Below are 12,480 nucleotides of genomic sequence, written 5' to 3' on the forward strand. Positions count from 1 at the left end.
TCCGGCTAAGAAAAATCTGTTAATCGAGAGCCCGGCCCTTGCGCCGGGCTTTTCGGATTCATACTTCTGTCATCGCGATGGTTAATCTGGCGGCTTGGGCTTATGTCAGTGCGATGACAAGATTTATATAACTATTTCAATGGCTTGTGAGAGGTCCTTATCAAAAGGATGTCTCTGACTGGGGGGGCGTTCGGCCCATTCTGAGTCAAGCGAATTTTTATTTTTTTTCTTTTTCGCCAGCTAAGCAAAGAGCGAAAAATCAAAACCCTTGATTCAACAGGGATTCTTCTCGGACTCGGAATGCGGCAAGCAAATGGCGGCCGGAGAGTCAACGGCCAGCGCTTAAGGTTGCGTAAAAATCGCGATTGATCTTGCCCATCGATCCTGCCTAAATGCCCTCCACAGGGGACACGGACCACATCTGTAAAAAGAAGCAAAAGAGGCCATTTCGAAGAAATGGTTTCGATGTTTCTGTCCTTTGTATCAGGGCGGCTCCGCGTCGTTCAATCAGACAAGTCGAAGGTGAAAAAACCGGATGGTTCATACCACTCCGGACGGGAAACTTTCGTCCTGTGATTGTGAGGCGGCCATCTGCAGCACCTGCGTCCGGTCGGACGCCTAGAGGTCGCTGCGGCGCTTTGACGGCTGCCTGTCTTGCCCTTTGATCGGCTACGACAAAGGAAAGATGCAGGAGGCCTCGATGGAGGGTGCAAGCGGCGCCCGACGCGAGGCCAAGGTCCAACGCGCGGCTCATCGCTTCGTACGAGGGTGCGACGAGCTGTTGACGAGGAGGAGGATCCGGTACGGCGCGGGAGCGCGTCGAAGGGATTGTTGACGAGAGGCGCGAGGGGACATCCTCCGGCCCAGCAGGGCAGGTGGGTGCGCGTAGCGCGCAGCGAGGCGGGAGATGAGGAGCCCGGCGTCGTCTGCGACTGTGACGTTCGGCGAAAGCGGCATGGCCCATACGGGCGCCGCGGGCGACGGACATAAGAGATGAGGCCGGCAGCGATGACGGCATCTGAACATGAATTGGAAGGCGGCAAAATGCAGATGAATTTGGTGACGGCGGGCGCACTTCAGAAAGAAGGAGACGCATTTCAAGCCGGAAGCAATCTATCTCAGGCGGCGGGGGAAAAAACCGACATGAGGCACGACGCACTGTTCGAGCGGGTAAGTGCGCGTCTCAAAGCTCAAGTCGGTCCGGATGTCTTTGCAAGCTGGTTTGGGCGTCTGAAGCTCCATTCCGTATCCAAGAGCGTTGTGCGCCTTTCGGTGCCGACCACGTTCCTGAAGTCCTGGATCAACAACCGTTATCTTGACCTCATCACCTCGATCTTCCAGCAGGAAGACGGCGAGATCATGAAGATCGAGATCCTGGTGCGCACGGCAACCCGTGGCGCCCGTCCGACCACCCAGGAAGAAGCGCTGCCGCAGGCGGCAGAAGCATCTCCGGCTCAGCCCGCGCGCCGTCCGGCCGCAGCCCAGCCGGTGGCAACCGTTGCCGCGGCGACTGTCGCAAGCATGCAGAGGCCGACCCAGGCGCCGCTCTTCGGCTCGCCGCTCGACCAGCGCTACAATTTCGAAAACTTCGTCGAGGGTTCCTCGAACCGCGTGGCGCTTGCCGCCGCCCGGACGATTGCGGAAGCCGGCGCCGGTGCGGTGCGGTTCAACCCGCTCTTCATCCATTCGAGCGTCGGTCTCGGCAAGACGCACCTTCTGCAGGCGATTGCCATCCAGGCGCTGCAGAGCGCGCGTGCGCCGCGCGTCGTCTACCTGACGGCCGAATACTTCATGTGGCGTTTCGCCACCGCGATCCGCGACAACGACGCACTGTCCTTGAAGGAGTCGCTGCGCAACATCGATCTCCTGATCATCGACGACATGCAGTTCCTGCAGGGCAAGTCGATCCAGCATGAGTTCTGCCACCTGCTGAACATGCTGCTCGATTCCGCCAAGCAGGTCGTCGTCGCAGCCGACCGCGCACCGTGGGAACTGGAATCGCTCGACAGCCGCGTTCGTTCGCGTCTCCAGGGCGGCGTCGCCATCGAGATGGACGGCCCGGACTACGACATGCGCCTGGAAATGCTGAAGCGCCGCCTGGACACGGCCCGTCAGGACGACGGTTCGCTCGACATTCCCGGCGAGATCCTGAGCCACGTGGCACGCAACGTGACCGCCAGCGGCCGCGAACTGGAAGGTGCCTTCAACCAGCTCCTGTTCCGCCGCTCCTTCGAGCCGCAGCTCTCGCTCGAGCGCGTCGATGAATTGCTCGGCCACCTCGTCAACGCCGGCGAACCCCGCCGCGTGCGCATCGAGGACATCCAGCGCGTCGTCGCCAAGCACTACAACGTCTCGCGCCAGGAGCTCGTCTCCAACCGCCGCACCCGTGTCATCGTCAAGCCGCGCCAGATCGCGATGTATCTGTCGAAGACGCTGACGCCGCGCTCCTTCCCGGAGATCGGCCGTCGCTTCGGCGGACGCGACCACACGACCGTGCTGCACGCCGTGCGCAAGATCGAGGAGTTGATCTCGGGCGACACCAAGCTCAGCCATGAGATCGAGCTGCTGAAGCGCCTGATCAACGAATAGTCGAGCCGCATTGCCGCAAAAAAAGCCCGGGTTCGCCCGGGCTTTTTTATTTTACCGGACCGCTTTCAGTGCCGGCCGTGGCGGACGCTTCGTCACCGCATTCCCCACACCCTGCTCGGCTCGTGCCTGTTCGATGATCCAGGCGCGAAAGGCCGTGACCGGCGGGCGGTCGAGTGCGGCCGGCGGGTAGACGAGATGGTAGGCAAGCCCGGTCATCACGCCCTCAGGGAAGGGGGCTTCCAGCACACCCTCCGCAAGCTCGCGCGTGACCAGCGACAGGCGCACCAATGCAACGCCGTCGCCGGCCTTGGCCGCCTCGATCGCGCCGTTGCTGTTGACGAAGACCGGCCCTCGCCCGGCGTCCACCCCGTCGGCGCCCGCCGCATCCAGCCACAGCCTCCAATCCTGACGGTGGACGTCGTGCAAGAGCACATGCGCGGCAAGGTCACCCGGCATGTCGAGTGGGTTCCTGGCGCGTAGTGCCGGGTGAAGGACCGGCACCGGGTCGTCATCGATCAATCGTTCGCTCACAAGACCGTCATAGCGACCAAGCCCATGACGGATGGCGATGTCGACCCCATCGCTGTTGAAGTCGGTCAGCCGATTGGTGGTGCTGATGCGCACGTCGATGCCGGGCACCTGTAACTCGAAGGCGCCGATGCGCGGCACCAGCCACTGCGCGGCAAAGGTGGGCGTGCAGCTGACCGTCAGCACCGGCGCACGCTTGCGCGCCGTCAGTTCCTCGGTCGCCTCGCGCATCATTCGGAACGCGCGCCTGAGCGTTGCGAAATAGGTGCTGCCGTCCTCCGTCAGCGCCAACTGTCTCGGCCGGCGCTCAAACAGCGTCACTGCTAACGCCTGCTCCAGTTCGCGCACCTGCAGGCTGACGGCGCCAGGCGTCACGTTCAGTTCTTGCGCGGCCTTGGTAACGCTTAGATGTCGCGCGGTGGCCTCGAAGGCGCGAAGCGAGGCAAGCGAAGGAAGGTATGTCGACATGGTTTAGCCAAACTCAATCATGTGGCGAGAAATGATCGTTTGTTCGAAGCTCAATATCCTGAGAATAATGGCACAAAGTCAAGATGGTAGATGCCATCACGGTTTAGCCTGACAAACAAACGAGGGTTAAGGCAATGACACAAGCAACGCAGGCCAAGGTCATGGGCGCCCGGGAATGGGGCATGTTGATCCTGCTCTCCATTCTGTGGGGCGGCTCCTTCTTCTTCATCGGCGTCGCCGTCAAGGCGTTGCCTCCGGTCACGATCGTGGCGCTCCGCGTCAGTCTCGCGGCGCTCGCGCTGCTCGCCTTCGTTCGACTGATGGGACTGTCGATGCCGCGCGACCCGCGCGTGTGGTTGGCTTTCTTCGGGATGGGGCTGCTCAACAATCTCATCCCCTTCTCGCTGATCGTCTGGGGGCAGACGCATATCGCAAGCGGCCTTGCCTCGATCCTCAACGCCACCACGCCGCTGTTCGGCGTGATCGTCGCGCATCTCCTGACCGATGACGAGAAGCTGACAGCCAACCGGTTTGCAGGCGTCGTCGTCGGCTTCCTCGGGGTTGCGATGATGATTGGCCCGGCAGCGCTCGGTGGGCTCGGTTCGAACCTGCTTGCCCAGGTCGCCGTGCTCGGCGCAGCGCTCTCCTATGCGCTCGCCGGTGTCTTTGCCCGCCGCTTCAAGCGCATGGGCGTGGTGCCGATCGTGACTGCGACCGGTCAGGTCTCGGCCGCAAGCATCATGCTGGTCCCGCTGTCGCTGCTGATCGATCATCCCTGGACGCTTCCCATACCCGGCTTCGACGTCTGGGCGGCGATCGTCGGCATCGCGCTGATTTCCACGGCGCTCGCTTACGTCCTGTTCTTCCGCATCCTGGAAACGGCCGGTGTCACAAACCTGATGCTGGTGACCTTCCTGATCCCGGTCAGCGCCATCCTGCTTGGCGCTTTGTTCCTCGGCGAAACGCTGGAACTCAAGCACTTCCTGGGCATGACCTTGATCGCGGCCGGTCTGGCGGCGATCGACGGGCGGCTTCTGCGCCTCTTTTCCCGGCCGGCCATCGACACCAAGTTAGAGTGCCGCGACAACGCTTGAGCATTTCTGATTTGCACGCATTGCGGGCCGGTGGGCGAAAGCACCACCGGCCCTGTTTTTTTCATCCGGGTTGTCGGCTATTGCTTGCCGCCACCGTCTTTGTTTCAGGAGCTGGAGTTCCGATGCTTTACGCCGTGTTTTGCTACAATCAAGAAGATGTCACGAACGCCTGGACCAAGGAGCAGGACGAAAAAGTCATGCATGATCTGTTGGCCGTACAGAGCAAATATGCGGAGGCAGGCCGGCTTGGGCCGGTGGCGCGCTTGATGCCGACGACGGCGGCGACGACGCTCCGGCACAGTCACAGCGAGACGATCGTAATCGATGGCCCGTTTGCCGAGACGAAAGAGCAACTGCTCGGTTTCTATGTCATCGACTGTGCGTCTCTCGATGATGCGCTCGAGTTCGCCCGTGATCTGAGTTCTGCCAATCCGGCCGCCGGCTCCTATGAAATCCGTCCTCTTGCCATCTACAAACCCAGTGAGCTTGCTTCATGACAGACACAGCCTGGATAGACCTCGCTCTCGTTTCGGCCCGGCCGCAGGCCGTGGGCGCGCTGTTGCGCTATTTCCGCAACCTCGACACTGCCGAAGAAGCGTTTCAGGAGGCCTGTATCCGGGCTTTGAAGACCTGGCCGAAGAGCGGCCCGCCGCGCGACCCCGCCGCCTGGCTGATCTTCGTCGGCCGCAACAGCGGCATCGACAAGGTGCGCCGCCAGTCCCGCGAGACGGCGCTGCCGCCGGAGGAAATTCTTTCCGACCTCGAGGATCAGGAGGGCGCGCTCGCCGACCAGCTCGACGGCTCCCACTATCGCGACGACATTCTTCGCCTGCTGTTCGTCTGCAGCAATCCGGCGCTGCCGGCAACGCAGCAGATCGCGCTGGCGCTGCGCATCGTCTCGGGCCTTTCGGTCAAGCAGATCGCCCGCGCCTTCCTCGTCAGCGAGGCGGCGATGGAACAGCGGATCACGCGGGCCAAGTCGCGTGTCGCGGCCGCCGGCCTTGCCTTCGAGACCCCGGATGCGGCCGACCGGTCAGATCGGCTCGCCGCCGTCGCCACGATGATCTACCTCGTCTTCAACGAGGGCTATTCGGCGATGAACGGCCCGGAAAGCGTCTCGGCCGACCTGTGCCAGGAGGCGATCCGGCTCGGACGCCTGCTGCTTCAGCTTTTCCCGGCCGAGCCGGAGATCAAGGGGCTGACGGCGCTCATGATGATCCAGCATTCGCGGGCGCGCGCCCGCTTCGACGCCGATGGCGCCGTCATCCTGCTTGATGACCAGGACCGCAGCCTGTGGGACCGCTCGCTGATCGACGAGGCCTTGGCGCTGATCGACAGGGCGATGCAGTACCGCCAACCGGGCGCCTACCAGATCCAGGCGGCGATCGCGGCGCTGCATGCCCGCGCCGAGCGTGCGGATGAGACCGACTGGGCGCAGATCGACCTGCTCTACCAGGCGCTCGAGCGGCTGCAGCCCTCTCCGGTGATCACGCTCAATCGCGCAGTGGCGGTTTCGAAGCGTCAGGGGCCGGAAGTCGCGCTGGCGATGATCGCGCCCTTGGCGGAAAAGCTCTCCGGCTATTTCTATTTCCATGGCTTGAGCGGCCATCTCCTGAAGCAGCTCGGCAAGGTCCGCGAGGCGCGTGTGGCCTTCGACCATGCGATTGCGCTTGCGACCAACGCGGCCGAATGCGCTTACATCCGCATGCAGCTCGACAAGCTCGATGAAACGCCTGGTATCGAGATCTCCGAAAGAAAAATCTGACGGTGCCTGTCGGGATCCCTCATGCGCTTTCGTCCTTGGACCGAGAACGAAATCCAAGGAGAGAAATCAGTGACCACCAGCCTCGTTATGCCCGCCCCAACGGCAAAGTCGATCATCCTCGGCCGCTTCCTCAGCGGCGTGCTAGTCGCCTTCCTGATTTTCGATGCCGTCATCAAGCTTGTGCCGCTTGCTGTCGTCACCGAAACCATGGTCGCGCTCGGCTATTCCGCCGACCAGGGTCTGGCGCGGCTGCTCGGCATTCTCACATTGTTGTGCACGGTGCTCTATGTGATCCCGCGCACCTCGATCCTCGGCGCCATTCTGCTCACCGGCTATCTCGGCGGGGCGATGGCGACGCATCTGCGGGCCGGCAGCCCGCTCTTCACCCATCTGCTTTTCGGCTTCTATCTCGGCGTGATCGCCTGGGGCGGCCTCTGGCTTCGGGATCCGCGGCTGCGCGCCCTCATTCCCTTCAGCAACTGACAGAAACGGAGCGCTCGAAAGACGACCATGACCAAAAAAGTCAACGACTACATTGCCGGCCTCTCCGGTGTCCCGGCCGACGTGGCGAAGCGCCTGCATGGTGCCCTCCTGGCCACAGGCGCGCTCAATGACGCCGTCAAATGGGGCCATCCCATCTATGAGGCCGGCGGCGCGGTCTGTCTGCTCAAGGGGGCAAAGGATTGCGTGACCTTCGGTTTCTGGCGCGGCGCCGAGATGCTTGATCTCGACGCACGCCTGGAGAAGGGCGGCGGCAAGGGCGACATGGCCTATATTCGCCTGCGCACCACCGATGACGTGGACGACGCTCAGGTCGCCCGGCTGGTGGCTAGGGGCATCGAGCTCAACCGGCTGAAGGGCGATCCGATGAAAGCCGCCTAGACGAAACAAACTTGCATCGTGGCCGAAGAAACAGAGCGCCTTTATCGGCTGCGATGCAATATCTCTTCACGGGAACAGGAATTCACGCCAGATCCCGCGAGGCAGCCATGATCCTCTACTATCAAACCCACTCTCCCTTCGCCCGCAAGGCGCTTGTCTTTGCTCACGAGATCGGCCTTGCCGACCGGCTGAAAGTCATCCACCACGAGACGAGCCCAACGCGGCGCAACGACGAGGTCTATGCCGAAAACCCGCTCGGCAAGGTTCCGGTGCTGTTGCGTGAGGGCGAAGAGCCGATCTTCGACAGCGATGTCATCTGCGCCTATCTCGATACGCTGCACGAGGGACGCAAGCGGATCCCCGAGGTCGGCGAACCTCGATGGCGGGCGCTGCGCATGCAGTCGGTGGCGCAGGTTCTTGCCCAGACCGGGATCGGCTTGCGCTGGGAGTGGGAGAGGCGCCCCGAACATCTGCGCTATCCGGAACTCGCCAAGGGCTACGAAGAAAAGATCGAGGTGACCTACGATTGGCTGGAGCAGACGTTATCGCCCGAGGAAGACGTGGATATCGGGCAGATCGCGCTGGCGACGGCACTGTCCTGGATGGCGTTTCGCTACCTGCCGTCGTTTCGCAACCGTCCGAGGCTGACCCGCTGGTTCGATGCATTCGAAGGCCGGCCGTCGATGCAGGCCACGCCGCTGTCAGGTGAAACGTTCGATTGAGTCTGTAGCCGGCGAAGACCGCCTGCCCTCAGGGGCAGGCGAGATCAGCGACCACGGCGTCGAGGATCAGCATGCCGGCCGGCGTGCAGCGCAGACGCGAATTGCCCAGCCGCTCGATGAAGCCGTGATCGATCAGGAACTGCTCGCGCTCCGGGTCCGGGTCGCGGCCGGACAGCGTCTGCCATCGCGCCAAGTCGACGCCTTCCTTGAGGCGCAGACCCATCAGCAACAACTCGTCGGACTGTGCTTCGAGATCGAGGGATTCCCGCTCGATCATGCCGTGACCATGGGTCTCGACGAGCCGCAGCCATTCCTCCGGCTTGCGCTCCGTAGAGGTCGCGATCTTGCCATTGCCGATGCCCAGGCGCCCGTGGGCGCCCGGGCCGATGCCGGCATAGTCGCCGTAGCGCCAATAGGTGAGGTTGTGCCGGCTCTCGGCACCCGGGCGGGCGTGGTTTGAAACTTCGTAGGCCGGCATGCCGATGGCGGCGGTAATGTCCTGCGTCGCCTCGTAAAGCACTGCCGACTGCTCGCCATCAGGCACGATCAGCTTGCCGGCCTTCTGCAGGCCGTAAAAGGGCGTGCCCTCCTCGATCGTCAGCTGGTAGAGCGACAGATGGTCGACCGCATAGGAGACGGCTTCCTTCAGCTCATGCTCCCATTCTTCGACCGTCTGGTTCGGACGGGCATAGATCAGGTCGAAGGACATGCGCGGGAAGATCTCGCGCGCCAGCCGGATCGCCTTCAGCGCGTCCTCGACATTGTGCAGCCGTCCGAGGAACTTCAGATCGCGGTCGTTCAGCGCCTGGACGCCGAGCGAGACGCGATTGACACCGGCAGCGCGGTAGCCGTGGAAACGCGTCGCTTCGACGCTCGACGGGTTCGCCTCCATGGTGATTTCGATGCCGTCGGGCACATGCCAATGGCGAGCGATGCCCTGGAGGATGGCATCGACCGTCGACGGCTCCATCAAGGACGGCGTGCCGCCGCCCATGAACACGCTGGTGACCGTGCGCGGGCCGGAGAGTTCGCGCACCTCTTCCATTTCCTTAAGGAAAGCTGCAACGAAACGCGGCTGGTCCACCGGCTGGTGGCGCACATGGCTGTTGAAGTCGCAATAGGGGCACTTGGCCGCGCAGAACGGCCAATGCACGTAGACCCCGAAACCGGGGTCCATGCCGTCACCGATCGCCGATAGCGTGGCAGTTTGCATTATTGCGTCTCTCATGGTCACTTTCAGTAGAGAGCGGGATGCGGGCGGAAAACCGCACGCACTTTTCCTCATCCCGCTCAGATCAGGCTCCGAGGCAGGTCTCGGCAAAGATCTTGAAGGCGCGGGCGCGGTGCGACAGAGCCTCTTCGTCACCCGGCTTCCAGCCGTGTTTCTCGTCGGCGCTCATCTCGCCGAAGGTGGTCTCGTAGCCCTTGGGCTGGAACACCGGATCATAGCCGAAGCCCTGGCCGCCGCGCGGCGGCCAGACGACGAAACCTTCGACCTCGCCGCGGAAGAGCTCGACATGACCGTCCGGCCAGGCAAGGCAAAGAACCGAGACGAAACGGGCGGTGCGCTCGGAAGGCGTTTTGGCGCCTTTCTCCTGCAGCGCATCTTCGACCTTCTGCATGGCCATGGCGAAGTCGCGGCTGCCATCTTCGCGCTCGGCCCAGTTGGCCGTATAGACGCCGGGCGCTCCATCGAGCGCGTCGATCGCGAGACCAGAATCGTCCGAAAGTGCCGGCAGGCCGGAGGCCTTGGCCGAGGCGAGCGCCTTGATCGCGGCGTTCTCCTCGAAAGTGGTGCCGGTCTCGTCGGGCTCGATGAAGTTGAGGTCTGCGGCCGACTTCGCCTCGAAGCCGAGCGGGCCGATGAGATCGCGGATTTCGCGGATCTTGCCGGCGTTGTGGCTGGCGACGATCAGCGTCTTGTTGTCCAGTTTGCGCATGGTGTCTCGTTTCGTGTTCATTCGATGGACCAGAGGCCCGGTTCCGCACATTCAAGGCTGTTGCCGGCCGGGTCGCGGAAATAGAAGGACCGCGCCCCGTTCGGCCAGCGGGTGTCCGCTTCGATCGCGATGCCCGCCGCTTCCAGTTTCGCCTTCCAGGCGTCCAGCGCTGCGGCGGAAACCCGGAAGCACATGTGGCCCTGGCCGCTCGTGCCGTGCGGGATCGGCGGCTTCAGCGTTTCGGCCGGATTGAAAATCAGAAGCACGCCCGGTCCGCAGCGATAGAAGACGTGGCGGTTGCCGGCACGCGTGATCTTTGCGAGCCCGAGAATGCCACCGTAGAAGGCCTCGGCGGCATCGAGATCACCCACGTAAAGGGCGGTCTCGAGAATGCCTTCCAGCGCCGGGGCCATCTTGACGTTCCTTCCTCAGCCGGCGATCGCCTGCTTCTGCAGCGCGACCAGTTCGGCAATGCCGGTCTTGGCAAGGCCCATCAGGCTCGCGAATTCCTCTTCCGAGAACGGCTTGCCTTCGGCCGTGCCCTGGATCTCGACGATGCCGCCGGAGCCGGTCATGACGAAGTTGGCGTCGGTCTCGGCAGCGGAATCTTCGAGGTAATCGAGATCGATTACCGACTGGTTGGCGAAGATGCCGCAGGAAATGGCGGCGACATGATCCTTCAGGACCTTCTCGACCTTGACCATGTTGCGGGCTTCCATCCACTTCAGGCAGTCGTGGAGCGCGATCCAGGCGCCGGTGATCGAGGCAGTGCGCGTGCCGCCATCGGCCTGGATGACGTCGCAGTCGATCGAGATCTGGCGTTCGCCGAGCGCCGGCAGATCGACCACGGCGCGCAGCGACCGGCCGATCAGCCGCTGGATTTCCTGGGTGCGGCCGCTCTGCTTGCCGCTGGCAGCCTCGCGTCGCATGCGCTCGCCGGTGGCGCGCGGCAGCATGCCGTATTCCGCCGTCACCCAGCCCTTGCCGCCATTGCGCAGCCAGGCCGGAACCTTTTCCTCAAGGCTTGCAGTGCACAGCACATGCGTGTCGCCGAACCGCACCAGACAGGAGCCTTCCGCATGCTTGGAAAAATTGCGCTCGAAAGAAACCTTGCGCATTTGATCGGTTTTTCTGCCGGATGGCCGCATCGTCAACTCCTATCGTATCTCGTGAGCCTTCTACTGCATAATTCCCTAAATCGAAATCGATTTAGGGACAAAATTATGCAGCAGTTTAAGGTGCTGCAGCGACCTTTGGCGCGTCCAAGGATGCGCGGCGCTGCAGAGCATGGCAGAGGTAAAGGGATCCGGTGGAAAGCCGGGCATTCGACCGTTTTTTCCCTTTTGCCAACGGACCGCAGGGACACTATATTCCGGCCACGGCAGGATGTGCCTGCATATGTGGAGTGACATGGTACTGCGCAATCCCGGAGCAAAGGAAATCGCCGCGGCGCTCGACGAGCGCTCGGGCGAAATCTTCCGTCGCATCGTGGAGACCTATCTGACGAGCGGCGAGCCGCTCGGCTCGCGCAACCTGTCGCGGCTTTTGCCAATGGCGCTGTCGCCTGCCTCCGTGCGCAACGTGATGAGCGATCTCGAAGATCTCGGTCTCATCTATTCGCCGCATGTCAGTGCCGGTCGCCTGCCGACCCAGACGGGCCTGCGCTTCTTCGTCGACGCCTTCATGCAGGTCGGAAATCTATCGCCCGAAGATCGCGCCTCGATCGACCGCCATGTCCGGCGCGACGACCATACCCAGCCGGTCGATACGCTTTTGACCGAAGCGAGCCAGATGCTGTCGGGCATGTCGCGCGGCGCGGGTCTCGTCATCACCGCCAAGGCCGATCCGGTGCTGAAGCATGTCGAGTTCATCCGCCTGGCGCCGACCAAGGCGCTGGCCGTGCTCGTCGGCGAACATGACCAGGTGGAAAACCGCATCATCGAGCTCCCGGCCGGCGTCACCAGTTCGCAGCTCACGGAAGCGGCGAACTTCCTCAACGCCCATCTCGCCGGACAGACGATCGCCGAGGTGCGGGCGCAGCTCGAAAAGGTGAAATTGACGGTGCGCGGCGAGCTCGACGCGCTGTCGCAGGATCTTGTCGAGCGCGGTCTCGCCATCTGGTCGGGCAACGAGGGCGACGAGAAGCCGGCGCGCCTGATCGTGCGCGGCCGCGCCAACCTGCTCGAAGGCCTCGAGGGTGCCGAGGACATCGACCGGCTCAGAATGCTGTTCGACGATCTCGAAAAGAAGGACAGCATGATCGAGCTGCTCGATCTCGCCGAAAGCGGCCCTGGGGTGCGGATATTCATAGGCTCGGAAAACAAGCTGTTTTCGCTTTCCGGCTCGTCGTTGATCGTCGCGCCCTATCGCGATGGCGAGGACCGCATCGTCGGCGCCGTCGGCGTCATCGGGCCGACGCGGCTCAACTACTCGCGCATCGTTCCGATGGTCGATTATACCGCGCAGCTGATGTCGCGGCTTTCGCGCTAAGG

General features: G+C 62.8%; 13 protein-coding genes. 8 read left to right on the forward strand and 5 right to left on the reverse strand.

Going from position 1 to position 12,480, the window contains the following annotated elements:
• The first annotated feature begins 1,143 nt into the window (after positions 1-1,143).
• Positions 1,144-2,589: a chromosomal replication initiator protein DnaA gene (gene dnaA / locus FA04_RS00005; protein ID WP_034797490.1), complete on the forward strand. Its 1,446-nt coding sequence runs from the start codon at positions 1,144-1,146 to the stop codon at positions 2,587-2,589.
• Between the two features lie 51 nt (positions 2,590-2,640).
• On the opposite strand, the gene gcvA is transcribed toward dnaA, so the two are convergent.
• Positions 2,641-3,585: a transcriptional regulator GcvA gene (gene gcvA / locus FA04_RS00010; RefSeq protein WP_051659373.1), complete on the reverse strand. Its 945-nt coding sequence runs from the start codon at positions 3,583-3,585 to the stop codon at positions 2,641-2,643.
• 134 nt (positions 3,586-3,719) lie between these two features.
• Here gcvA and FA04_RS00015 point away from each other — a divergent pair, with 134 nt between their 5' ends.
• From FA04_RS00015 to FA04_RS00040, 6 genes are all read left to right on the forward strand, one after another.
• Positions 3,720-4,679: a DMT family transporter gene (locus FA04_RS00015; protein ID WP_234798723.1), complete on the forward strand. Its 960-nt coding sequence runs from the start codon at positions 3,720-3,722 to the stop codon at positions 4,677-4,679.
• A 122-nt stretch (positions 4,680-4,801) separates the two neighbouring features.
• Complete coding sequence (locus FA04_RS00020) at positions 4,802-5,176, forward strand: YciI family protein (protein ID WP_034797485.1); 375 nt, start codon at positions 4,802-4,804, stop codon at positions 5,174-5,176.
• A complete protein-coding gene (locus FA04_RS00025) occupies positions 5,173-6,444 on the forward strand; it encodes an RNA polymerase sigma factor (protein ID WP_034797482.1) in 1,272 nt (423 codons plus the stop codon). Before FA04_RS00020 ends, FA04_RS00025 begins: the two co-directional genes overlap by 4 nt.
• Before the next feature lie 87 nt (positions 6,445-6,531).
• The gene (locus FA04_RS00030; RefSeq protein ID WP_034797480.1) at positions 6,532-6,927 is read left to right on the forward strand and encodes a DoxX family protein; all 396 of its coding nucleotides are present in this window, start codon (positions 6,532-6,534) and stop codon (positions 6,925-6,927) included.
• Positions 6,928-6,954: 27 nt separating this feature from the next.
• Positions 6,955-7,326, forward strand: coding sequence for a DUF1801 domain-containing protein (locus tag FA04_RS00035; protein WP_051659372.1), 372 nt, complete (start codon positions 6,955-6,957; stop codon positions 7,324-7,326).
• 107 nt (positions 7,327-7,433) lie between these two features.
• Positions 7,434-8,048, forward strand: coding sequence for a glutathione S-transferase family protein (locus FA04_RS00040; RefSeq protein ID WP_034797478.1), 615 nt, complete (start codon positions 7,434-7,436; stop codon positions 8,046-8,048).
• A gap of 28 nt (positions 8,049-8,076) precedes the next feature.
• On the opposite strand, the gene hemW is transcribed toward FA04_RS00040, so the two are convergent.
• The 4 genes from hemW to rph form a co-directional block, all read right to left on the reverse strand.
• Positions 8,077-9,261: a radical SAM family heme chaperone HemW gene (gene hemW, locus FA04_RS00045; RefSeq protein ID WP_034797476.1), complete on the reverse strand. Its 1,185-nt coding sequence runs from the start codon at positions 9,259-9,261 to the stop codon at positions 8,077-8,079.
• Between the two features lie 82 nt (positions 9,262-9,343).
• A complete protein-coding gene (rdgB, locus tag FA04_RS00050) occupies positions 9,344-9,988 on the reverse strand; it encodes an RdgB/HAM1 family non-canonical purine NTP pyrophosphatase (RefSeq protein WP_034797474.1) in 645 nt (214 codons plus the stop codon).
• Between the two features lie 17 nt (positions 9,989-10,005).
• Positions 10,006-10,401 (reverse strand): VOC family protein, encoded by a 396-nt coding sequence (locus FA04_RS00055; RefSeq protein ID WP_034797471.1) that lies wholly within the window; start codon positions 10,399-10,401, stop codon positions 10,006-10,008.
• 15 nt (positions 10,402-10,416) lie between these two features.
• A complete protein-coding gene (gene rph / locus FA04_RS00060; protein ID WP_034797469.1) occupies positions 10,417-11,136 on the reverse strand; it encodes a ribonuclease PH in 720 nt (239 codons plus the stop codon).
• 262 nt (positions 11,137-11,398) lie between these two features.
• On the opposite strand from rph, the gene hrcA reads away from it, so the two are divergent.
• Positions 11,399-12,478 carry a heat-inducible transcriptional repressor HrcA gene (gene hrcA, locus FA04_RS00065; protein ID WP_034797467.1) on the forward strand — a complete coding sequence of 360 codons (1,080 nt, stop codon included), beginning with the start codon at positions 11,399-11,401 and terminating at the stop codon, positions 12,476-12,478.
• Positions 12,479-12,480 lie beyond the last annotated feature (2 nt).

Origin of the sequence: Ensifer adhaerens (assembly GCF_000697965.2) — a bacterium.
Lineage (GTDB): Bacteria > Pseudomonadota > Alphaproteobacteria > Rhizobiales > Rhizobiaceae > Ensifer > Ensifer adhaerens.

Coding starts and splice junctions, on each gene's coding strand:
- dnaA (WP_034797490.1), top strand. CDS start 1,144: ATGAGGCACGACGCACTGTTCGAGCGGGTAAGTGCGCGTCTCAAAGCT.
- gcvA (WP_051659373.1), bottom strand. CDS start 3,585: ATGTCGACATACCTTCCTTCGCTTGCCTCGCTTCGCGCCTTCGAGGCC.
- FA04_RS00015 (WP_234798723.1), top strand. CDS start 3,720: ATGACACAAGCAACGCAGGCCAAGGTCATGGGCGCCCGGGAATGGGGC.
- FA04_RS00020 (WP_034797485.1), top strand. CDS start 4,802: ATGCTTTACGCCGTGTTTTGCTACAATCAAGAAGATGTCACGAACGCC.
- FA04_RS00025 (WP_034797482.1), top strand. CDS start 5,173: ATGACAGACACAGCCTGGATAGACCTCGCTCTCGTTTCGGCCCGGCCG.
- FA04_RS00030 (WP_034797480.1), top strand. CDS start 6,532: ATGCCCGCCCCAACGGCAAAGTCGATCATCCTCGGCCGCTTCCTCAGC.
- FA04_RS00035 (WP_051659372.1), top strand. CDS start 6,955: ATGACCAAAAAAGTCAACGACTACATTGCCGGCCTCTCCGGTGTCCCG.
- FA04_RS00040 (WP_034797478.1), top strand. CDS start 7,434: ATGATCCTCTACTATCAAACCCACTCTCCCTTCGCCCGCAAGGCGCTT.
- hemW (WP_034797476.1), bottom strand. CDS start 9,261: ATGCAAACTGCCACGCTATCGGCGATCGGTGACGGCATGGACCCCGGT.
- rdgB (WP_034797474.1), bottom strand. CDS start 9,988: ATGCGCAAACTGGACAACAAGACGCTGATCGTCGCCAGCCACAACGCC.
- FA04_RS00055 (WP_034797471.1), bottom strand. CDS start 10,401: ATGGCCCCGGCGCTGGAAGGCATTCTCGAGACCGCCCTTTACGTGGGT.
- rph (WP_034797469.1), bottom strand. CDS start 11,136: ATGCGGCCATCCGGCAGAAAAACCGATCAAATGCGCAAGGTTTCTTTC.
- hrcA (WP_034797467.1), top strand. CDS start 11,399: ATGGTACTGCGCAATCCCGGAGCAAAGGAAATCGCCGCGGCGCTCGAC.